General features: G+C 65.0%; 21 protein-coding genes and 1 riboswitch. Of the genes, 4 read left to right on the top strand and 17 right to left on the bottom strand.

The window, feature by feature from the left end:
* Positions 1–152: 152 nt before the first annotated feature.
* From hisD to AABE10_RS31570, 16 genes are all read right to left on the bottom strand, one after another.
* Complete coding sequence (gene hisD / locus AABE10_RS31645) at positions 153–1,475, bottom strand: histidinol dehydrogenase (protein WP_342937053.1); 1,323 nt, start codon at positions 1,473–1,475, stop codon at positions 153–155.
* A gap of 54 nt (positions 1,476–1,529) precedes the next feature.
* Positions 1,530–2,222 (bottom strand): ATP phosphoribosyltransferase, encoded by a 693-nt coding sequence (hisG, locus tag AABE10_RS31640; protein ID WP_342937052.1) that lies wholly within the window; start codon positions 2,220–2,222, stop codon positions 1,530–1,532.
* Entirely contained in the window at positions 2,219–3,481 is a 1,263-nt protein-coding gene (gene murA, locus AABE10_RS31635) for a UDP-N-acetylglucosamine 1-carboxyvinyltransferase (RefSeq protein ID WP_342937051.1), read from the bottom strand. The genes hisG and murA overlap by 4 nt, the downstream gene beginning before the upstream one ends.
* A gap of 235 nt (positions 3,482–3,716) precedes the next feature.
* Positions 3,717–3,956 (bottom strand): BolA family protein, encoded by a 240-nt coding sequence (locus AABE10_RS31630; RefSeq protein WP_087736373.1) that lies wholly within the window; start codon positions 3,954–3,956, stop codon positions 3,717–3,719.
* A gap of 11 nt (positions 3,957–3,967) precedes the next feature.
* The gene (locus tag AABE10_RS31625) at positions 3,968–4,723 is read right to left on the bottom strand and encodes an ABC transporter permease (RefSeq protein WP_342937050.1); all 756 of its coding nucleotides are present in this window, start codon (positions 4,721–4,723) and stop codon (positions 3,968–3,970) included.
* Positions 4,720–5,646 (bottom strand): ABC transporter ATP-binding protein, encoded by a 927-nt coding sequence (locus tag AABE10_RS31620; protein WP_342937049.1) that lies wholly within the window; start codon positions 5,644–5,646, stop codon positions 4,720–4,722. The genes AABE10_RS31625 and AABE10_RS31620 overlap by 4 nt, the downstream gene beginning before the upstream one ends.
* 280 nt (positions 5,647–5,926) lie before the next feature.
* Entirely contained in the window at positions 5,927–6,235 is a 309-nt protein-coding gene (locus AABE10_RS31615; protein WP_342937048.1) for an STAS domain-containing protein, read from the bottom strand.
* Positions 6,232–6,864, bottom strand: a complete 633-nt coding sequence (locus AABE10_RS31610) for an ABC transporter substrate-binding protein (RefSeq protein ID WP_342937047.1) — start codon at positions 6,862–6,864, stop codon at positions 6,232–6,234. Before AABE10_RS31610 ends, AABE10_RS31615 begins: the two co-directional genes overlap by 4 nt.
* Before the next feature lie 149 nt (positions 6,865–7,013).
* A complete protein-coding gene (locus AABE10_RS31605) occupies positions 7,014–7,997 on the bottom strand; it encodes a VacJ family lipoprotein (RefSeq protein ID WP_342937046.1) in 984 nt (327 codons plus the stop codon).
* Between the two features lie 12 nt (positions 7,998–8,009).
* Positions 8,010–8,564 carry an outer membrane lipid asymmetry maintenance protein MlaD gene (mlaD, locus tag AABE10_RS31600; RefSeq protein WP_342937045.1) on the bottom strand — a complete coding sequence of 185 codons (555 nt, stop codon included), beginning with the start codon at positions 8,562–8,564 and terminating at the stop codon, positions 8,010–8,012.
* 107 nt (positions 8,565–8,671) lie between these two features.
* Complete coding sequence (mlaE, locus tag AABE10_RS31595) at positions 8,672–9,439, bottom strand: lipid asymmetry maintenance ABC transporter permease subunit MlaE (RefSeq protein ID WP_342937044.1); 768 nt, start codon at positions 9,437–9,439, stop codon at positions 8,672–8,674.
* Positions 9,436–10,257, bottom strand: coding sequence for an ABC transporter ATP-binding protein (locus tag AABE10_RS31590; protein WP_342937043.1), 822 nt, complete (start codon positions 10,255–10,257; stop codon positions 9,436–9,438). The genes mlaE and AABE10_RS31590 overlap by 4 nt, the downstream gene beginning before the upstream one ends.
* A gap of 108 nt (positions 10,258–10,365) precedes the next feature.
* Complete coding sequence (gene thiE, locus AABE10_RS31585) at positions 10,366–11,463, bottom strand: thiamine phosphate synthase (RefSeq protein ID WP_342937042.1); 1,098 nt, start codon at positions 11,461–11,463, stop codon at positions 10,366–10,368.
* A complete protein-coding gene (locus AABE10_RS31580; protein ID WP_342937041.1) occupies positions 11,460–12,296 on the bottom strand; it encodes a thiazole synthase in 837 nt (278 codons plus the stop codon). Before AABE10_RS31580 ends, thiE begins: the two co-directional genes overlap by 4 nt.
* A gap of 104 nt (positions 12,297–12,400) precedes the next feature.
* Positions 12,401–12,598, bottom strand: a complete 198-nt coding sequence (gene thiS / locus AABE10_RS31575) for a sulfur carrier protein ThiS (RefSeq protein WP_342937040.1) — start codon at positions 12,596–12,598, stop codon at positions 12,401–12,403.
* Positions 12,599–12,608: 10 nt separating this feature from the next.
* Complete coding sequence (locus AABE10_RS31570; protein WP_342937039.1) at positions 12,609–13,769, bottom strand: FAD-dependent oxidoreductase; 1,161 nt, start codon at positions 13,767–13,769, stop codon at positions 12,609–12,611.
* Positions 13,770–13,991: 222 nt separating this feature from the next.
* Positions 13,992–14,102: riboswitch (TPP riboswitch) on the bottom strand.
* Between the two features lie 320 nt (positions 14,103–14,422).
* On the opposite strand from AABE10_RS31570, the gene AABE10_RS31565 reads away from it, so the two are divergent.
* The 4 genes from AABE10_RS31565 (at position 14,423) to AABE10_RS31550 (ending at position 19,771) form a co-directional block, all read left to right on the top strand.
* Positions 14,423–16,156 carry an ABC transporter ATP-binding protein/permease gene (locus tag AABE10_RS31565; protein WP_342937038.1) on the top strand — a complete coding sequence of 578 codons (1,734 nt, stop codon included), beginning with the start codon at positions 14,423–14,425 and terminating at the stop codon, positions 16,154–16,156.
* A complete protein-coding gene (locus tag AABE10_RS31560) occupies positions 16,153–16,935 on the top strand; it encodes an SDR family NAD(P)-dependent oxidoreductase (protein WP_342937037.1) in 783 nt (260 codons plus the stop codon). The genes AABE10_RS31565 and AABE10_RS31560 overlap by 4 nt, the downstream gene beginning before the upstream one ends.
* A 278-nt stretch (positions 16,936–17,213) precedes the next feature.
* Entirely contained in the window at positions 17,214–18,488 is a 1,275-nt protein-coding gene (locus AABE10_RS31555; RefSeq protein ID WP_342937036.1) for an MFS transporter, read from the top strand.
* 17 nt (positions 18,489–18,505) lie between these two features.
* On the top strand, positions 18,506–19,771 hold the full coding sequence (locus tag AABE10_RS31550; RefSeq protein ID WP_342937035.1) for a D-amino acid dehydrogenase: 1,266 nt from the start codon (positions 18,506–18,508) through the stop codon (positions 19,769–19,771).
* 30 nt (positions 19,772–19,801) lie between these two features.
* Here AABE10_RS31550 and thpR read toward each other — a convergent pair whose 3' ends face one another.
* The gene (gene thpR, locus AABE10_RS31545; RefSeq protein ID WP_342937034.1) at positions 19,802–20,434 is read right to left on the bottom strand and encodes an RNA 2',3'-cyclic phosphodiesterase; all 633 of its coding nucleotides are present in this window, start codon (positions 20,432–20,434) and stop codon (positions 19,802–19,804) included.
* Positions 20,435–20,597 lie beyond the last annotated feature (163 nt).

Below are 20,597 nucleotides of genomic sequence, written 5' to 3'. Positions count from 1 at the left end.
GGCCGCCCTCTCCGGCAGGCCAAAGCGCAAATGGGGCGGCTCGCCGGCCGCCCGGGTTGAGTTTTCTGTAATTCTCTATTGCTCTCGCAACGGCGTCTGCATCGGATCGAGCGCACGTGATGCCCGGCAGAAGCAGCAGACTCGCCGCAGGTTCAGCCCATGTTCTTCATCCGGTATTCGGCGCTGCGCGCATGCGCTTGCAGGCCTTCACCGTATGCGAGTTCGGCGGCGATCTCACCGAGCGTCTGCGCGCCATCCGCGCTCACTTCGATCAGACTCGATCGCTTGAAGAAATCATAGACGCCGAGCGGCGACGAGAAACGTGCGGTACGAGACGTAGGCAGCACGTGATTGGGGCCCGCGCAGTAGTCGCCGAGGCTTTCGCTCGTATAGCGGCCGAGGAAGATCGCGCCCGCGTGACGAATCTGTTGCGCCCACTGCTGCGGCTCCAGCGCGGAAATTTCGAGGTGCTCCGGCGCGATGTCATTGGCGATCGCGCAGGCTTGCTCCATGTCGCGCACCTTCACCAGCGCACCGCGCCCTTCGAGCGAAGCCCGGATCACGTCGCGGCGCGGCATCGCCGGCAGCAGTTCGTCGATCGCCTCCTCGACGCGCGCGATGAAGCCGTCGTCCGGACACAGCAGAATGGACTGGGCGAGTTCATCGTGCTCGGCCTGCGAGAACAGATCCATCGCCACCCAGCGCGGATCGGTCGTGCCGTCGCACAGCACGAGAATTTCCGACGGACCGGCGATCATGTCGATGCCGACCGTGCCGAACACGCGGCGCTTCGCCGACGCGACATACGCATTGCCGGGCCCGCAGATCTTGTCGACGGCAGGGATGGTTTCGGTGCCATACGCGAGCGCACCGACGGCCTGCGCGCCGCCAATCGTGAACACGCGATCGACGCCGCCCAACAGCGCCGCAGCCAGAACGAGCGGGTTCTTCACGCCGTCCGGCGTCGGCACGACCATGACGATTTCGCGCACGCCGGCGACGCGCGCGGGAATCGCATTCATCAGCACCGACGACGGATACGCCGCCTTGCCACCCGGCACGTAGATACCGGCACGGTCGAGCGGCGTGACCTTCTGCCCGAGCACCGTGCCGTCGGCTTCCGTGTACTGCCAGCTATGGCTCCCGCATTCGATCTTCTGCTTCTCGTGATACCCGCGCACGCGCGCCGCCGCCGCTTCGAGCGCCGCGCGGCGCTTCGGCTCGAGCCCTTCCAGCGCCGCTTCCAGTTCGACCATCGGCAGTTCGAGCGCGGCGACATCCCGCGCGTTCAGGCGATCGAAACGGTTCGTGTATTCGAGGACGGCGGCGTCGCCACGCGCCTTCACGTCGCCCAGGATCTGCGCAACCGAGCGCTCGATCGCTTCATCTTCGCTCGCTTCGAACGCGAGCACCGCATGCAGCGACTTCTGGAAATCTTCAGTGCTGGAATCGAGTTTGCGAATCTTGATAGACATGCTGGTATCCGTTTCGGTAAGGCGCGCGAGTGAGCCGCGAATCGAGAGCTTTCGTCAGGCCGGTGCGTCGGTGCGTTGCGACGCGCGTTCGAACGCGTCGAGGATCGGGGCCAGCGCGGCGCGCTTGAGCTTCAGCGCCGCCTGGTTCACGACGAGGCGCGACGAGATCTGCATGATCTCTTCGACCTCGACCAGGTTGTTGGCGCGCAGCGTGCCGCCCGAGCTGACCAGGTCGACGATCGCGTCGGCGAGGCCCACCAGCGGCGCGAGTTCCATCGAGCCGTACAACTTGATCAAGTCGACGTGCACGCCCTTGGCCGCGAAGTGCTCGCGCGCGGTTTCCACGTACTTCGTGGCGACGCGCAGACGCGCGCCCTGGCGCACCGCGTTCGCGTAGTCGAAACCGGCCGCAACGGCCACCGACATCCGGCAGCGCGCGATATTCAGATCGATCGGCTGATAAAGGCCGCCGCCGCCGTGCTCGATCAGTACGTCCTTGCCCGCGACGCCGAAATCTGCGGCGCCGTATTCGACGTACGTCGGCACATCCGTCGCGCGCACGACGATCACGCGCAGATTCGGATCGGTGGTCGGCAGAATCAGCTTGCGCGACGTTTCCGGGTCTTCCGTCACTTCGATGCCCGCTGCCGCGAGCAGCGGCACCGTTTCCTCGAAGATGCGGCCCTTCGACAGCGCGAGCGTCAGCGGCTTGCCCGCTGCTGACGACGTTTGCGGCAATTCGCTCATGCCTGACTACCCTTGATGCGGCGCACCTTCGCGCCGACTGCGGTGAGTTTCGATTCCATCCGGTCGTAGCCGCGATCCAGGTGGTAGATGCGGTCGATCAGCGTTTCGCCGTCCGCGCACAGGCCCGCGATCACGAGGCTCGCCGACGCGCGCAGATCGGTTGCCATCACCTTCGCGCCCGACAGCTTCTCGACGCCGTTGACGAGCGCCGTATTGCCGTCGATCGTGATGTGCGCGCCGAGACGGTTCAGCTCCTGCACATGCATGAAGCGGTTTTCGAAGATCGTCTCGACGACTTGCGACGTGCCGTCCGCCAGCGCGTTGAGCGCCATGAACTGCGCCTGCATATCGGTGGGGAACGCCGGATACTCGGACGTGCGGAACGACACGGCCTTCGGACGCTGATCCATGCGCACGCGCATCCAGTCGTCGCCCTCTTCGATCGTCACGCCGGCCTCGCGCAGCTTGTCCGTCACGGCTTCGAGAATCTGCGGACGCACGCGGCGCAACGTGACGTCGCCGCCCGCTGCCGCGACCGCGCAAAGGAACGTGCCCGCTTCGATGCGGTCCGGCACGACCGTGTGCTGCGCGCCGTGCAGCTTGTCGACGCCCTGAATGACGAGGCGGTCGGTGCCGATGCCGTCGATCTTCGCGCCCATCGCGACGAGCAGATTCGCGAGATCGCCGACTTCCGGCTCGCGCGCCGCGTTTTCGATGACCGTTTCGCCTTCAGCGAGAACGGCCGCCATCAGCAGGTTTTCCGTGCCCGTGACGGTGATCATGTCGGTGATGATGCGCGCGCCCTTCAGACGCTTCGCGCGCGCTTCGATGAAGCCGTGCTCGATGTTGATCTCGGCGCCCATCGCCTGCAGGCCCTTGATGTGCTGGTCGACGGGACGCGCGCCGATTGCGCAGCCGCCCGGCAGCGACACCTTCGCCTCGCCGAAACGCGCGACGAGCGGACCCAGCACGAGAATCGACGCGCGCATCGTCTTCACGAGCTCGTACGGCGCGACGAGGTTGTCTACCTTCGACGCGTCGAGCGACACCTTGCCGTCGCCGCTTTCCGCGCGCACGCCCATCTGGCCAAGCAGCTTCAGCGTGGTGCGCACGTCCTGCAGATCGGGCACGTTGTCGAGGTGAACCGGCTCCGCGCTCAACAAGCCTGCGCAGAGAATCGGCAGCGCCGCGTTCTTCGCACCCGAAACGACGATCTCACCGGCGAGCTTCTGCCCGCCTTCAATCACGAGTTTGTCCATGCCTGTTTGTTCCTGATCTGCCCGTCCGCCGACGGGCGTCTTATGGGCGGTTGCTGCGGCGCCAAACGCGGCGTCGCGACTCTCATTTGTAATTCGCACTAATGTTCCAACTGATTGGGTGCTACATCCGAAGCTTATTGTGCAGCTTGTTGTTCCGCTCTTTCTTGCAGCCGGGTTGTTGTGCGCTGTCCCCCGACAGACAGCCTGTTCTTTCCGCTTTCGATTGCGCGCCTGATCAGGCGCTTTGCCATTCGGCAGGCGTCAGCGTTTTCATGCTGAGCGCGTGGATTTCTTCGCGCATGCGGTCGCCGAGCGCCGCATACACGAGTTGGTGCCGTTGAATCAGTCGCTTGCCTTCGAAGTTCGGCGACACGATGGTCGCGAAGAAATGCTGGCCGTCGCCTTCGACTTCGAGATGCTCGCAAGGAAGCGCAGCCGCAATGTAGTTCTTGACCTGTTCGGGAGTGGGTAGCATGAGTGCTCCTGTCAGTGACGCAGCTTATAGCCGGACGCGAGCATACGCATTGCCAGCACGGCCAGCACGACGAAGAAACCGCCGACGATCGCGAGGCTCCACAGCGGATCGATATCCGACATGCCGAAGAAGCCGTAGCGAAAGCCGTCGATCATGTAGAAAAACGGATTCAGCCGGGAGATTTCGCGCCACACGGGCGGCAGCGTATGCGTCGAGTAGAACACGCCCGAGAGGAACGTGAGCGGCATGATCAAAAAGTTCTGGAACGCGGCGAGCTGATCGAACTTCTCCGCCCAGATGCCCGCGATCAGACCGAGTGTGCCGAGAATCGCCGAACCGAGCACCGCGAACGCGACGATATAGAGCGGTGCCGTGAAGCTCACGGGAATAAACCAGATCGTCACGATGAACACGCCGAAGCCGACGCACATCCCGCGCACGACGGCCGCGAGCACGTAGGCGGCGTACATCTCCCAGTGCGACAGCGGCGGCAGCAGCACGAACACGAGATTGCCGGTGATCTTCGATTGAATCAGCGACGACGAGCTGTTGGCGAACGCGTTCTGCAGCACGCTCATCATCACGAGGCCGGGCACGAGGAAGCTCGTATACAGCACGCCCGGATAGACCTGCACGTGATCGCGCAGCGCATGGCCGAAGATCGTCAGATACAGCAGCGCCGTGATGACGGGCGCGAGCACCGTCTGGAACGACACTTTCCAGAAGCGCAGCAGCTCTTTGTAAAGCAGCGTACGGAAGCCGCTCATGCCAGTCCCTCGACCATTTCCGGTCCGTTCATCACCTGCAGGAATACGTCTTCGAGGTCGGCCTTGCGCACCTCGATTTCTTCGAACGTGCAGCCTGCGGCGCGACACTGCGCGAGGATGCGCTCGACGTCGTCATAGCTCGACAGGCGCAGCAGATGCTGACGTCCGTTGACGGCGCCCGGATCGACTTCGAGCGAGCGCAGTTCGGCGGGCAGAACGCCTTGCGCGAAGCGGATGAAAAGTTGCGTGCCAGCGAAACGTTGAAGCAGCGTGCTCGTCCGTTCCAGCGCGACGACTTCGCCACGCCGCAGCATCGCGATGCGGTCGCACAGCGATTCGGCTTCTTCCAGATAGTGCGTGGTCAGCACGATCGTGTGGCCTTCGCGGTTCAGGCGCGAGATGAATTTCCACAGCGTCTGGCGCAGTTCGACGTCGACGCCCGCCGTCGGCTCGTCGAGCACGATCACGGGCGGCCGGTGCACGAGCGCCTGCGCGACCAGCACGCGGCGCTTCATCCCGCCCGAAAGCGCACGCATGTTCGCGTCGGCTTTTTCGGTGAGGTCGAGATTGGCCATCACTTCGTCGATCCAGTCGTCGTTGTGGCGCAGGCCGAAATAGCCCGACTGGAGACGCAGCGTCTCGCGTACGGTGAAGAACGGGTCGAACACGAGTTCCTGCGGGACGACGCCGAGCGCGCGGCGCGCGAGGCGGAAATCGTCGACGACATCGTGGCCGTGAACCGCGATGCTGCCTTCATCGGCGCGCGCGAGACCGGCAAGTATGCTGATGAGCGTGGTCTTGCCGGCGCCGTTCGGACCGAGCAGCCCGAAGAACTCGCCTTGCTCGACGGTGAAGCTGACGCCTTTGAGCGCTTGCAGATCCTTGTAGCGCTTTTTGACGTTACGAATTTCGATCGCTGACATGACTGTGCGCCGTCGACGTCGACAGCGCCTGATAGATCGCCCGCAAGGGCGCGAAAGCTGGGGAAACGGAATTGGGCCCGGTGCGCAGCCACCGTCCGAGCAGCCGGGAGAGCGGCTACGAACCGGCTGCCAACCGTTTTCGCATTGCATACTGAAACGGCCAGGCGCCAAAAAACGTTTGATTATAGGGCAAAAGTCGAAAGTGCCGGCTTGCCCTGGAGGGAAACGCGAGCCGGCGCGAGCGGTGAAACGCTGCGCGAAGCTCGCTGACGCGCGAGCGTCAATGTCGTGCCGATAGCAGCGTGTCGACGCCGTAGGCTTGCGCGAGACTGGACAGTCCCGCAGGCAGGTTGACGATGGAAAGCGGCGTGCCGCGGGCGGTCGCCGCGCGCTGCCATGCGAGCAGCACGGCGAGCGCCGACGAATCGAACTGCGTGAGCGGCGCGCAATCGACCGCCGTTGCGCCGCCGCCGATGCGCGCAAGACCCACCGCGAGCGCAGCTTTCGCGCTCGCGTGGGTCAGCGTGGCGCCTGTTTCGAACGTATTGGCCGACGACGTCGTCACCGGCGCAGTCGTAAAGTTGTTCACGACTGTTTGCCGTTCGCGAGTTGCTGGTTGCGAGCGGTCAGGAACTGGATCAGACCGTCGACGCCGTTCTTCTGGATCTGCTCGTTGAACTGCTGCTGGTACGCCTGGATCAGCCATGCGCCGAGCACGTTCAGGTCATACACGCGCCAGCCTTGCGCCGTCTTGTACAGACGGTAGTCGAGCTCGACGGGCGAACCGTTGTTCATCACGACCGAGCGCACGACCACGTCGGTGTCTTCCGGGCTCGCGCGGAATGGCTTGTACTGGATTTCTTGGTCCTTCACCTGCGCGAGCGCACCCGAGTACGTGCGGATCAGCAGCGTCTTGAACTGCTCGACGACGGCGTTCTGCTGCTCCGGCGTCGCCGTGCGCCAGTTGCGGCCCATCGCCAGCTGCGTCGTGCGGCGGAAGTCCGTGTACGGGAGGATTTTTTCGTTCACGAGCTTCGTGACGGCTGAGATGTTGCCCGTCTGGATCGTCTTGTCGGCGCGCACGGCGTCGATCACCTGCTGCGTGACCGTCTTGACCATCGCGTCGGGATTGCTAGTATCGACACTTTGTGCGGACGCTGTGCCGCCAAACGCAAAGAGAGCTGCGAAAAACGGGATAAAGAAGAAGAATTTTTTCATTTCCAGTCCTGCCAAAAAAATAAGTCTAACGTTGGAGGCGACGATATCACGCGAGTTCAGCCGCAATCCACGTGCAAACTGCGAGAGTCGTATCCGAGTGTTACGGTGGCCCAACGGGCGACTCTCAATCATCTGACATTAGCGCAAGCTCAGCGCAATTTCAGCGACGGATAGCCGAAATGCGCGGGCGGCACGATCTGGCCGCCGGGGACGGTCGGCGGCACGTCGGCTGGAGACGTCGTCGGCTGCGCGCCCGAGGCCGGCTCGGCGCCGCCTGCCGTCGCGCCCGAAGCCGCTTGCGGCGCGGACGCGGGCGCAGCGGGCTTCGCGGCCACGCCTGCACCCGGCGCGGCGCCAGCCGCCGGCGCTGCCGCCGCGGCGCCGCCCTCGACGTCTTCGTACTTCGGCGGCGGCGCTTCGTTGCCGTAGTCCGGCAGGCCCGTCGCAGCGCTCCCATCCGACAGCAGATAGCGGCGGCGCTGCAAGTACGCGTTACGCACGAACGAATATTTGTCGAGCGCGGCGCCTTCGAGCACATCGCTCGCGCCCAGCAGGTTCGCGCGCACGTTGACGAGGTTCAGGCCGTAGAGCGCCCAGCTCACGCTGTCGGGCTTCACGTACGTCAGCGGGTTGATGAAGTAGTTGCCCACCATGCCGACGCCGTCACGCACCGTGCTCGGCCCGAACAGCGGCAGCACGAGATACGGCCCCGACGGCACGCCGTAATGGCCGAGCGTCAGGCCGAAGTCGTTGTCGTGCTTCGGCAGCTTCGCGATCGTCGCGACGTCGAACAGCCCGCCGACACCGAACACCGTGTTGATCACGATCCGCATGATGTCCGACACGCCATCGGCGATCTTCAGCTGCAACAGATTGTTCGCGGCGATGTACACGTCGCCGATGTTCGAGAAGAAGTTCGTCACGCTATCGCGCACCGGCTGCGGCGTCACGAACACGTAGCCCTTCGCGACAGGCTTCACGGCATACTGGTCGACCTTGTCGTTGAAGGTGAAGATCGTGCGGTTGAAACCTTCGAGCGGATCTTCCTTCGTCGGATTCTGAACGGTTGCGCAACCTGCAAGCATCGTCGCGGCGAGCGAGAGCGCCGCGATACGTCGGCGTGTCGTCTGCATTTCTTGTTCTCCTTATTGACCGGACGCGCCGGAAGCAGCCGCAGCCGGAGCCGCAGGAGCCGGCGCGCCGGGCGCGGGCGCCGCAGCAGACGCACCGGGTTTGGCAGCCCCCGAATCCGCCGCCTTGCTATAGAGGAACTGCCCGATCAGATTCTCCAGGACGATGGCCGACTGGGTCATCGTGATCGTGTCGCCGGCTTTCAGCATTTCGCTGTCGCCGCCCGGCTCCAGTCCGATGTATTGCTCACCCAGCAGACCCGCCGTCAGAATCTTCGCGGATGTGTCCTTCGGAAACTGATATTGCTTGTCGATATCGAGCGTCACGACCGCTTGATACGAGTTGGTGTCGAAGCCGATCGACGCCACGCGGCCCACCGTCACGCCCGCGCTCTTGACGGGCGCGCGCGGCTTGAGCCCGCCGATATTGTCGAATTTCAGCTTGACGGGATACGTCGCCTGAAACGACAGCGAGCTCATGTTGCCGGCCTTCAGCGCGAGGAACAGCAGCGCGATGAATCCCAGCACCACGAACAGACCGACCCAGAAATCGAGAGCAGTTTTTTTCATCGTCATCCCAAAGAGAATCTGTCGCAGCGGCGTGAAACCCGTGCGGCGCAACTGGATCTGCGCGCCGCATTGCGGTTCACACCGCGCAAGTCTTGGCTGAATACCGCCTAGCTGAACATCAGAGCGGTCAGCAGGAAATCGAGGCCGAGCACCGCGAGCGACGCATAGACGACTGTCTTCGTCGTCGCGCGCGAGACGCCTTCCGGCGTGGCTTTCGCTTCGTAGCCCTGGTAGAGGGCGATGAACGTCACCGCGAAGCCGAACACGATGCTCTTGATCACGCCGTTGCCGACGTCGCGATACGCATCGACGCCGCTTTGCATCTGCGACCAGAACGAGCCCGCATCGACGCCGATCATCAGCACGCCCACGATATAGCCGCCCAGCACGCCGACGGCGCTAAAGATAGCGGCGAGCACCGGCATCGCGATGATGCCCGCCCACAAGCGCGGCGCGACGACCACCTTGAGCGGATCGACGGCCATCATTTCCATTGCCGTCAGCTGCTCGCCCGCCTTCATCAGGCCGATTTCAGCCGTCAGCGACGTGCCCGCGCGCCCGGCGAACAGCAGTGCCGTCACGACGGGCCCGAGTTCGCGCACGAGCGACAGCGCGACGAGCAACCCGAGCGCCTGCTCGGAACCATAGCGGTTGAGCGTGTAATAGCCCTGCAGCCCCAGCACGAAGCCCACGAAGAGCCCCGACACCGCGATGATCACCAGCGAATAATTGCCGACGAAGTGGATCTGCTTCGTGACAAGACGCGGACGGCGCAGCAGCGGGAAAAATTCCAGCACGAGGCGCACGAACATGCGAGTCGCATAACCCGTCTGACCGAGTCCGCAAATGACGGTACGACCGATGGTGCTGATCATGCGCGGCCTCCGCCGATGCCAAAATCCGCCGCGAGCGGCGTGCTGCTCGGGTAATGAAATTTGAACGGACCGTCGGGCGCGCCGTCGATGAACTGGCGCACGGTCGGATCGGTCGATTCGCGCAGCTCGGCGGGCGTGCCTTCGGCGAGGACGCCGCCGTTTGCGAGGAAGTAGACGTAATCGGCGATCGCGAACGATTCGGGCACGTCGTGCGTGACGAGGATGGACGTGGCGCCGAGCGCCTGATTCAGTGCGCGGATGAGGTTCGCGGTAACGCCGAGCGAGATGGGGTCGAGACCTGCGAACGGCTCGTCGTACATCATCAGTTCGGGATCGAGCGCAATCGCGCGGGCCAGCGCGACACGGCGCGCCATGCCGCCCGAAATCTCCGACGGCGCAAGATCGCGCGCGCCACGCAGACCGACCGCGTTCAGCTTCATCAGCACCAGGTCGCGGATCAGTTCTTCGGGGAGGTCGGTGTGCTCGCGCAGCGCGAAGGCGACGTTCTCGAACACCGACATGTCGGTGAAGAGCGCGCCGAACTGGAACAGCATGCCCATCTTGCGACGCAGCGCGTACAGGCCGTCGCGCGTCTGCGCGCCCAAGTCCTGTCCGTGGAACAGCACCTGGCCGCGCTTCGCGCGCACGAGGCCGCCGATCAGCCGCAGCACAGTGGTCTTCCCGCACCCCGATCCGCCCATGACCGCGACCACCTGGCCGCGTTTAAAGCGCAGATTCAGGTTCGACAGGACGAGGCGCTCGCCATAGCCGAAGTCGACGTCGCGCAGCTCGAGAAGGGTCTCGGAAGAGGATGGCACGTAACGGTCAGTCCTTTACACGGAAGGCCGAATTATAGGGCCTTCGTGCAAACCCTGCCTTGACGGCGCCACGATTTAACCTTTCGAACCCTTCTCCCAACCTTTGGGCTACGCAAAAGCATGCTGCAAAGCCGCAACCGCGGCGGCGGGATCGGCGGCTTCCGTCACCGCACGCACCACGGCCGCGCTTTTCACGCCCGTCGACAGCACTTGCGGCAGCACATCGCCGCTGATGCCGCCGATCGCGACGAGCGGCACGACGCCATCCAGCAATTTCACGTAGCGCGCGAGCCTTGCGAGACCTTGCGGCGCCGTCGGCATCGCTTTCGTCGTGGTCGGGAACACGGCGCCAAGCGCAATGTAGCTCGGACGGAAATGCAGCGCCGTCAGCATCTCATAGTAGCCGTGCGTCGACAGGCCGAGGCGCACGCCCGCTGCAGCGAGCGCGTGCAGGTCGGCCGTATGCACGTCTTCCTGGCCGAGGTGCACGCCGTAAGCGCCCGCGTCGATGGCGGCCTGCCAGTGATCGTTGATGAACACCTGCGCGTCGTGCTCGCGGCCCGCCGCTACAGAACGCGCGATTTCCTTTTTCAGCTCGTCGGGCTCCGCCGTCTTGCGCCGCAACTGCACCGTCTTGACGCCGAAGCCGACCACGCGTTCGACCCAGTCCGCCGTCGGCAGCACGGGATAGAGGCCGAGCGCGTCGGGACACGCGGCGAACGGCTGCGCAGGCGCGTCCGGCAAACCGGCGACGCGCGGAAAGCGCGACAGATCGCACGGCCATGCATCGTCGGATTTCGTTTCGTCTCCGTCGCGCCATGCAAGCGCGAGCACCAGTGCGTCGTGCGGGTCGAAGCCGCAATCGAGAAACGCGGCCAGCGCGGGAATCCAGTCTTCAGCCAGATGGCCTTCGAGCTGATAGCGCACGCCGCCCAGATGCAGCACCGCGCGGCCTGCGGCCGCCTCGATCACGCCCGCGCCCTGCGTCATCCACCGCGCGATCTGCTCGCCGTGCTGCTGCAGATCCGCGGCGACGATCAGATCGCCGCCATTCGCGTCGTCGGGCGCCGTCAGGCAGATGCGCCAGTTGACGTGCGTTGGCGGCCAGTCGCCGAGGCGCGCGCGGATGCGTTCGGCCGCTTCAGTGAGTTCGTCGGCGGGCGGCCAGAACAGGTCGCGGCCCGCGAGTTTGAGGGTTTGGGTCATGCAGCGGCGCTCCCATCCTGGTGCCAGAACGGCATGCCGACGACGGGCGTGCTCGCGTGGGCGGTTTCACGTTCGGCCATCGGGCCGGCCAGATAAGCCTCGCGGCCCGCTTCGACGCCCAGCGCGAACGCGCGCGCCATCGTCTCGGGATGCGTCGCCTGCGACACGGCCGTATTCAGCAGCACGCCGTCGAAGCCCCACTCCATCACCTGGCTCGCGTGCGACGGCACGCCGAGCCCCGCGTCGACGATCAGCGGCACGCCGGGCAGACGCTCGCGCAGCACGCGCAAGCCATACGGATTCAGCACGCCCTTGCCGGTGCCGATGGGCGCGCCCCACGGCATCAGCGCTTCACAGCCGGCATCGAGCAGACGCCTGCCGATCACGAGATCTTCGGTGCAATACGGCAGCACCTTGAAGCCATCCTTGACCAGTTGCGCGGCCGCTTCGATCAGGCCGACGGGATCGGGCTGCAGCGTGTAGTCATCGCCGATCAGCTCGAGCTTGATCCAGTCGGTCTCGAAGATCTCGCGCGCCATGTGCGCTGTCGCGACCGCCTCGCCGACCGTCTGGCATCCCGCCGTGTTCGGCAGTAGCGGCACGCCGTGACGCTTGATCAGATCGAAGAAACCGGCTTCCGCGCCGCCCTCGTTCATCTGCCGGCGCAGCGCGATCGTCACCATGCCGGGCTTCGCCGCTGCGATCGAATCCGACAGCGACTGCAGCGACGGATAGCGTGATGTGCCGAGCAGCACGCGGCTCTGGAAGGTTTCGCCGTAAAGCGTGAGCGCGTCGGCGGGGGCCAGCGCGGATGGGTTCGCGTGTGAGTTCATGCGTGTGTCCTTTGCTTGTGTCACCTGCTTGTATCGCGTGCTTGCATTGCGGGCTTGCCTCGCCCCCTGCCTGCGTTGCCTGCGACAGGGCGGCGCCTCGGCCGTCAGCCGCCCGCGACGGGGTGCACGACGTCGAGCTTGTCGCCCGCCTGCAAGGCGCGCGCGGCATGCTGCGCGCGTGCGACGAAATTGCCGTTCAGTGCGACGGCGAACGGCGGCCGCGCGCCAAAAGCGTTGAGCGCGTCGGCGACTGTTGCGCCTTCGGGCAGCGACAGCGGCTTCTGGTTGATCTGGATATCCATATCTTTTCGTTCAAACATTGAGAGTGGCGGCGGGCTTGGCGTCGCCACGCACCTGCCCGCGATCGAACTGGAACAGCTCGCTCCAGCGCGCGTTGCTGCGCCAGTCGGCGAAGGCGTCTTCATCGGCGACGCGGCCATCCAGGAGCGCCGACGCGAAGCGCGCCGCTTCGCCCGCGACCTCCGGCACGATCATGTAGCCGTGCCGGTACAGCCCGTTCACGCGCAGCGTGCTCGCGCCATCCCACATCAGGGCGGGACGATGGTCGGGCAGCGTCGGCCGGCATTGCGAATTCAGTTCGAGAATGCGCGCCTCGCCGAAAGCCGGGTGGACGGAGAACGCCGCGCTCAGCAATTCCAGCGCCGAGCGCACGCTGACGGGCGACATGTCCTCGCCCTCCACTTCCGTCGCGCCGATCACGTACAGATCGTTCTCCTTCGGCGCGATATAAAGCGGATAGCGCGGATGCAGCAGCCGCACCGGGCGCGTCAGGCCGATGCCGGGCGCGTGCACGCGCGCGACTTCGCCGCGGATGCCGCGCAGTGTCGGCATGACGCGCTTCGCGCCGAGCCCGCGGCAATCGATCGTGATGCGCGCGGCCGGTAGCGCGTTGTCGTCGACGGACGTGTTCCAGTGCGTTTCGACGCCGCGCGCCGCGAGACCCGCCGCGAGCGCCGCCAGCAGTTGACGGTTGTCGAGCTGTCCCTCGTGCGGCAACAGCCAGCCCTGGTTGAAACGGCCGCCGAGCGCGGGTTCGGCCACGCCGATCTGGGCGCCCGCCAGCGTCACGAGGCCGCCGTCGAGCAGTTCGGCGGGCGCGTTCGCGCGCAGGCGGCGCTCGAACAGCGGCGCTTCGGCGCGATCGCTGTGATGCCAGACGACCAGCGTGCCGTTGCGCTGGAAAAACACCCGCTCGGGCAACCGGTCGAGCAGCGTTGGCCATGTCTCCAGCGACGCCGCGCCCAGCCGCGTAATCAGCAATTCGGCGCTGGCCGCCTCCGCGAGCGGCGCGAGCATGGCCGCAGCGACCCACGCGGCCGCCTGCGAACCCGACGCATCGCCGCGCTCGTACAGCGCGACGCGATGCCCGTCGCCAGCAAGCTGCCAGGCGACGAGCCGCCCGCACAGCCCTCCGCCGATCACGGCGAAATCCGGTTGAGCAGAGATCGTCATCGCGCGGCTCCCCGGCACGCCGCAAGCGGCGCGCGCATGACGAAGCAACCGGCAGAAGCCGGGTCGACGAAGCAAATAACTGAAGAATGAGCGGTCATCGAATCCTTTCCGTACGGCAGACGTGCGCACGTACCCAAGGACGAAACCGGCGGGCGAGGCCGGCCGGGCATGGGCGTTCACGGTTGAACGGGAACGCCGCCCAGCGGAAGGAGAACTTCCAGGAAAAACTTCCCGAAAACTTCCCGCGCCGGTATTACCCGGATCGGGTGCGAAGGGTCTCTCTCAGCCTCGCTGCAACGACTGCTTGCGCACGAAGCACCCCTGTTTCGTCCGGACCATTAGACCATAAAAGCCGCGCGCGCCGCAAACCCGGAAGGAACGCAATCGGCCGGGGCTTATTTTCGATCTGTCGTGGCATTCGCCGGGTCTGGCACAATGGCACGCGTCAATGCGGACGGAGTCACGCCCCGCTGTCAGGCCGCTGCCCGGCTACGGGCGGCGAACTCGCGGCGCACCGCACCGTCTGCTTAAGTTCAGATTAAGCCGCTGCCGGGACAATCGCAGCCCGAGCCGCAACGCGACGAAGCGCGACACAAAACCGCATTTCGAAGGCACCGCGCCGCCACTCGCGACGACCGTATGAAAGGACGCATATGACCGACAACTCGACCAGTTCCGCGGATATCACCGCGTGGGGTCTCATCAAGCCCTACTGGGTGTCCGAGGACAAATGGAAAGCGTGGGGACTCCTCGCGCTCGTCATTGCGATGAACATGACGATGGTCGCGGCCAACGTCTGGTTCAACACCTGGCAGCGCACGTTCTTCGACGCGATCCAGCAATACAACTACCCCGTCTTCAAGTATTCGCTGCTTCAGTTCACCGTCATCGCGCTCGCGCTGATCCTGCTCGGCTCGTACCGCACGTACTTCCGCCAGATGCTCGAATTCCGCTGGCGGCAATGGCTCACCAACCGTTACCTGAACGAATGGCTCGGCGACCGCGCGTACTACCGGATCGAGCGCGACAGTCTCGCCGACAACCCCGACCAGCGTGTGTCCGCCGACCTTCAAGGGCTGGCCAGCACGACGCTGAACCTGTCGCTCGGCCTGCTGTCGACCACGGTCACGCTGTTCTCGTTCATCGTGATCCTGTGGAACCTGTCGGGCGCGCTGTCGTTCAACCTTCTCGGCACGCAGATGTCGATCCCTGGCTACATGGTGTGGGTCGCGCTGATCTACGCGGCGCTCGGCTCGTGGGTCACGCACAAGGTGAACCACCCGCTGGTCTCGATCAACTATCAGCAGCAGCGCGTCGAGGCAGACTTCCGTTTCTCGCTGATCCGCATCCGCGAGAACGCCGACCAGATCGCGCTGTACCAGGGCGAGCCGTCGGAAGAGCGCGCGCTCAAGGGCGTGTTCGGTCATATCCGCGACAACTGGCGTCTGATCATGCGCTTCACGCGGCGCTTCAACATCGTCGTCATCAGCTACTCGCAGCTGGCCATCGTCTTTCCGTACATCGCGGCCGCGCCGAAGTACTTTTCGAAGAGCATCTCGTTCGGTGTCTATCAGCAGCTGACGGGCGCATTCGGCACTGTCAGCGATTCGTTTTCGTGGTTCATCAACAATTACGATTCGCTCGCCGAATGGCGCGCCACCGTCAACCGTCTGCGGGAATTCAATCGCGTGATGCGCTCGCAGCATTTGCATGAATCGGTAGTCGAAGGCACCGCGCACGGCGGCATCAATATTCATCTCACCGATACCGATTCGCTCGACGTGACAAACCTGCGCCTGCTGCGCCCGAACGGCGAAGCGATGTCGAACGTCGGCTCGTTCCGCATCGCGCCGAAGTCGCGCTGGCTTGTGCGCGGTCCGTCCGGCGCGGGCAAGAGCACGCTGATGCGCACGCTCGCGGGCTTGTGGCCGTTCGGCGAAGGCACGATCGAGATGCCCGCCGGCGCGAAGCTGCTCTTCATTCCGCAGCGAAGCTATCTGCCCATCGGCACGCTGAAGGCCGCGCTCTGCTATCCGTCGGAGGCGTCCGCATTCTCCGATGAAGCGTGCCGCGAAGTGCTCACCGTCTGCCGTCTGTCCGAGTTCGCGGACCGGCTCGGCGAAGCGGCGCATTGGGAACGGTCGCTGTCGCCGGGTGAGCAGCAGCGTCTCGCGGCAGCGCGCGCGCTGCTGCAAAAGCCCGACTTCCTGTTCCTCGACGAAGCGACGAGCGCGCTCGATCCCGACAACGAAAGCATCATCTACAACGCGCTGATCGAGCGTCTGCCGAATGCGGCGATCGTCAGCGTCGCGCACCGTAAGACGCTCGAAACGTTCCACGATCAGACGCTGTTTGTCGAGCGCGCCGTCGAGCGCGTGGCCGCATGAGCCGCATAAGCGATGCGCCGTTCGATCGTGTGGTGCTTGTCACGGGCGCGGGCTCCGGCATCGGCGCCGCGCTCGCCCGGCGGATTGCCGCGCCGCGTGTCGCGCTGATGCTGCATGCGCGCGGCGCGGATGCGGCATCGCGCGAACGGCTGGAGCAAGTGGCGGCCACGTGTGCATCGAACGGCGCGACGTGTTCGACCGTGTACGGCGATCTCGCCGAACGCGGCGCGCCCGAACACGCGGTGCATCAGACGCTCGCGCAATTCGGCGCGCTCGATCAGATCGTCGCCAACGCGGGACATGCGCAGCGTCAATCGCTCGGCTCGCTCGATGCCGGATCGCTCACCGAATCGTTCGCTGCGATGCCCGCCGCGTTTGCCGCGCTCGTCAAGCGCGCGGCGTCCGCGCTCGAAACGTCGAAGCGCGCGCGAGTCGTAGCCGTGAGCTCGTTCGTCGCGCATCGCTATCGTGCGGACTCGCCATTCGCAGCGACGGCGGCCGCGAAAGCCGCGCTCGAATCGCTCGTCAAAACGGCGGCGGCGGAACTGGCGCCGCACGGCGTCACGGTGAACTGCGTCGCGCCGGGTTACACGCGGAAGGACCGCGGGCCAAGCGCGAACAACGCGGCCGCATGGACACGCGCGGCTGAAGCGACGCCCCTGGGGCATGTCGCCGAGCCCGACGACATCGCCGCGCTGATCGCATTTCTGCTCTCCGACGAGGCACGCCATATCACGGGACAAGTGATTCATATCGATGGCGGCCTGACGCTCGGCTGATCGAAGCGCCGCGCGATTACGCCTGCCTGTTCCTTCGTTTCGAAACGCACACGCCGCTACGCCAGTCGATGCGCTTTCCGCGCAACTCGATATGGGCGTGCTTCCCGTCGACATTCCCGCTCATCTGCGCTTCGTAATCGGCACTCGTTCGACACGCTCTTTTTTGCACGCATTGGCCTGTAGCCGACGCGGACCGTAGAATACAACCCACCCGAGACGCATCGGACGAACCGCTTAGATCAAAACAGCAACTATCTTGCGTGAGACAAGGAGACGGGATGGCGTCATTTCAGTGGTTTAGCGAACTGTCGACGCGCGAGCGGCGCACGCTTTACGCGGGCTTCGGCGGCTATGCCGTCGATGCGTTCGACTTCATGATCTACTCGTTCTTGATCCCGACGCTGATCGCGTCATGGGGCATGTCGAAGAGCGAAGCGGGCATGATCGCGACGAGTTCGCTGATTTCATCGGCGATAGGCGGCTGGCTCGCAGGCATACTCGCCGACCGCTACGGCCGCGTGCGCGTGCTGCAATGGACGATCGCGACGTTCGCGCTGTTCACGTGCCTGTCCGGCTTCACGCACTCGTTCTGGCAACTGCTGACGACGCGCACGCTGCAAGGCATCGGCTTCGGTGGCGAGTGGTCGGTGGTGACGATCATGATGGCCGAGACGATCCGCTCGCCGCAGCATCGCGCGAAAGCCGTCGGCACGGTGCAGAGCAGCTGGTCGTTCGGCTGGGCGGCGGCCGCGATTTTCTACTGGGCGTTCTTTGCGCTGCTGCCGGAAGACTACGCGTGGCGCGCGTGCTTCTGGATCGGCCTCGTGCCCGCGCTGTGGATCATCTACATCCGCCGCAACGTCAGCGATCCCGACATCTATCTGGCGACGCGCCGCGCGCGCGACAACGGCAGCGAGCAGTCGCACTTCCTGCAAATCTTCTCGCTCGCACATCTGAAGACGACGATCCTCGGCAGCGTGCTGTGCAGCGGCATGCTGGGTGGCTACTACGCGATCACGACCTGGCTGCCGACGTATCTCAAGACCGTGCGCCATCTGTCCGTGTTCAACACGAGTGGCTATCTGGTCGTGCTGATCGTCGGGTCGTTCACGGGATACATCGTCGGTGCGATTCTCTCCGACCGGATCGGCCGCCGCGCGTCGTTCATCCTGTTCGCGATCGGCTCGTTCGTGCTCGGCATGATCTACACGATGCTGCCCGTCACCGATGGCGCAATGCTGCTGCTCGGCTTTCCGCTCGGCATCGTCGTGCAGGGAATATTTGCGGGCGTCGGCGCGTATCTATCAGAGCTGTACCCAGGCGCGATCCGTGGCTCGGGACAAGGCTTCTGCTACAACCTCGGCCGTGGCATCGGCTCGTTCTTTCCGATTCTGGTCGGCACGCTCTCGCAAACGATGACGCTCGTTAAGGCGATCGGCATCGTCGCGGGCTCGGGTTATCTACTGGTCGTCGTCGCGGCGCTCGCGCTGCCCGAAACGAAAGGCAAATCGCTCGCCGCCGAAACCACGGAAGCCGCGGCAACCGCTCAGTAATACCGCTTCATCACTTCATGCACACGATCGTTCTCGGCGGCGGCGTCATCGGCGTCGCCACCGCCTTCTATCTGCGCGAGCGCGGCTGCGATGTCACCGTAATCGAGCGCGAATCCGACGTCGCGCTCGCGACGAGCTTCGGCAACGCGGGCGTCATCGCGCCCGGCTACGTCACGCCGTGGGCCGCGCCCGGCATGCCGCTCAAGATCCTCAAGTACCTGTTCAAGCCCGCGTCGCCGCTGATCTTCCGCCCGACGCTCGACGCAGCGCAATGGCGCTGGATCGCGCGCTGGCTGCGCGAATGCGATCTCGCGCGCTTTCGCGTCAACAAGCAGCGGATGCAGCGCGTCGCGTACTACAGCCGCGAATGCCTGCGCGAATTTCGCGCGCGGCATCCGTTCGAATACGGGCGCAGCCAGGGCTATCTGCAACTCTTTCGAACCGCATTCGATGTCGAGCTTGCGCAGCCGGCGCTCGCCGTGTTGCGCGACGCGGGCATCGGGCATCGCGAAGTGAGCGCTGCCGAGTGCATCGAGATCGAGCCGGGTTTGCGCTGGGCGCGTCAGGCGCCGCTGAGCGGCCTCTATCTTCCCGACGACGAAGCAGGCGATTGCGCCCGCTTTACTCGCGAGTTGCGCGCGATCTGCGAATCGAACGGCGTGCGCTTTCGGTTCGACACGCGCGTGACGGCGCTCGACGTGCGCGGCAACGCCGTGCATGGCGTGCAGGTCGAAAGCGCGGCGGGCAGCGAGATGCTCGTCGCGGACGCGGTGATCGTGGCGGCGGGCGTCGACAGCGCGGAACTGGTCGCGCCGCTTGGCGTGAACGTGCCGCTTTATCCCGTGAAGGGCTATTCGGCGACGTTGCAGGTCGTCGACGACAACAAGGCGCCGCGCGCCGCGCTGATGGACGAATCGCTGAAGACGGCGATCACGCGCTTCGGGCCGAATCTGCGCGTCGCGGGCACAGCCGAGCTCGGCAACCGCAAGACGACGCTGCGCGAACAGGCATTGCAGACGCTGATGAAAGTGCTCGACGACTGGTTCCCGCATGCGACGGCGCCCTCGTCCGCGCAGTTCTGGGTCGGCCGCCGCCCGATGACGCCTGACGGCGCGCCGCTGCTCGGGCCGTCAGGCATCGACAGGCTGTGGCTCAATCTCGGACACGGCTCGACGGGCTGGGCGATGTCGCTGGGCTCGGGGCGCGCGGTCGCCGATCTCGTCACGCAGCGCAAGCCGGACATCGATCTCGACGGCCTGACGCTGGCACGCTATCGCGCGTGATGAACGGCGCGCGGCGGCCCGCGTCGCGCGTCATGCATAGACGACGGGCACGCTCGCCAGCGACCGGTACCGCGCGCCGTTGCGGGCCAATGTGCTCGAATAGAGTGTCAGCGAATCGAAACGCGCGATCAGTTCGCCTTGCAATTCGGTTGCGGGACCGACGGCCGCTGCGTCGTGCCGGTATCGCGCGAGCGTCACATGTGGCCGGAAAGTGCGGGCATCGACGGGCAGGCCGAGCGCGATCATCGACGAGCGCACGCGCCAGTCCAGCGCGACGAACTCATCGGACATCGCGAGCGTCGCGACCGTCAGACGCGGATGCGACGCGCGCGGCCAATGCTCGATCTTCGTGACGGGGGTGAGTTGCAGCGGCACCGTCTCGCGCGTCAGCGCGTCGATCAGCGCCGCGCTTTTCTCGTGCGGCAGCATGCCGATGAACGTCACGGTCAGATGCAATTGCTCGTAAGGCACGCGGCGTGCCGTCGATGGAACGGCGATCGACGTGAGCGCATCGCGCGTCGCGGCATCGGGCACGAGCGCGATGAAGCAGCGCTGATAGTCCTGCTGCGTGTCCTGTCCGGCCGGCGCGCCGTACGCGGACGCGTTGTCGAATGCCGTATCTGCGCTTTCTTCTGGATCAGGCTGCGGATCGGTGCGTTGCATCGTTCTGTCTCCGTACGCTTTCCCGCTCATCGATACATTATCGCCTGATGCAAAGAAAAAACCGCATCAGAACGCAAGCCGAGGGGAGCGAGTCTCCGCCCTTCACGCAGTTTTTTCGATTTTTCAGACTGACATTCTCCTGACGGACGCTCTACTAGGTACT

It is taken from the genome of Paraburkholderia diazotrophica, from assembly GCF_038900755.1.
GTDB lineage: Bacteria > Pseudomonadota > Gammaproteobacteria > Burkholderiales > Burkholderiaceae > Paraburkholderia > Paraburkholderia diazotrophica_A.
The sequence above is the reverse complement of the archived record's forward strand: the minus strand, read 5'-3'. Positions and strand labels throughout refer to the sequence as shown.

Coding starts and splice junctions, on each gene's coding strand:
- AABE10_RS31550 (WP_342937035.1), top strand. CDS start 18,506: ATGCACACGATCGTTCTCGGCGGCGGCGTCATCGGCGTCGCCACCGCC.
- AABE10_RS31555 (WP_342937036.1), top strand. CDS start 17,214: ATGGCGTCATTTCAGTGGTTTAGCGAACTGTCGACGCGCGAGCGGCGC.
- AABE10_RS31620 (WP_342937049.1), bottom strand. CDS start 5,646: ATGTCAGCGATCGAAATTCGTAACGTCAAAAAGCGCTACAAGGATCTG.
- AABE10_RS31565 (WP_342937038.1), top strand. CDS start 14,423: ATGACCGACAACTCGACCAGTTCCGCGGATATCACCGCGTGGGGTCTC.
- hisG (WP_342937052.1), bottom strand. CDS start 2,222: ATGAGCGAATTGCCGCAAACGTCGTCAGCAGCGGGCAAGCCGCTGACG.
- AABE10_RS31580 (WP_342937041.1), bottom strand. CDS start 12,296: ATGAACTCACACGCGAACCCATCCGCGCTGGCCCCCGCCGACGCGCTC.
- AABE10_RS31630 (WP_087736373.1), bottom strand. CDS start 3,956: ATGCTACCCACTCCCGAACAGGTCAAGAACTACATTGCGGCTGCGCTT.
- thiS (WP_342937040.1), bottom strand. CDS start 12,598: ATGGATATCCAGATCAACCAGAAGCCGCTGTCGCTGCCCGAAGGCGCA.
- AABE10_RS31570 (WP_342937039.1), bottom strand. CDS start 13,769: ATGACGATCTCTGCTCAACCGGATTTCGCCGTGATCGGCGGAGGGCTG.
- mlaE (WP_342937044.1), bottom strand. CDS start 9,439: ATGATCAGCACCATCGGTCGTACCGTCATTTGCGGACTCGGTCAGACG.
- AABE10_RS31560 (WP_342937037.1), top strand. CDS start 16,153: ATGAGCCGCATAAGCGATGCGCCGTTCGATCGTGTGGTGCTTGTCACG.
- thpR (WP_342937034.1), bottom strand. CDS start 20,434: ATGCAACGCACCGATCCGCAGCCTGATCCAGAAGAAAGCGCAGATACG.
- mlaD (WP_342937045.1), bottom strand. CDS start 8,564: ATGAAAAAAACTGCTCTCGATTTCTGGGTCGGTCTGTTCGTGGTGCTG.
- hisD (WP_342937053.1), bottom strand. CDS start 1,475: ATGTCTATCAAGATTCGCAAACTCGATTCCAGCACTGAAGATTTCCAG.
- AABE10_RS31610 (WP_342937047.1), bottom strand. CDS start 6,864: ATGAAAAAATTCTTCTTCTTTATCCCGTTTTTCGCAGCTCTCTTTGCG.
- AABE10_RS31605 (WP_342937046.1), bottom strand. CDS start 7,997: ATGCAGACGACACGCCGACGTATCGCGGCGCTCTCGCTCGCCGCGACG.
- murA (WP_342937051.1), bottom strand. CDS start 3,481: ATGGACAAACTCGTGATTGAAGGCGGGCAGAAGCTCGCCGGTGAGATC.
- thiE (WP_342937042.1), bottom strand. CDS start 11,463: ATGACCCAAACCCTCAAACTCGCGGGCCGCGACCTGTTCTGGCCGCCC.
- AABE10_RS31625 (WP_342937050.1), bottom strand. CDS start 4,723: ATGAGCGGCTTCCGTACGCTGCTTTACAAAGAGCTGCTGCGCTTCTGG.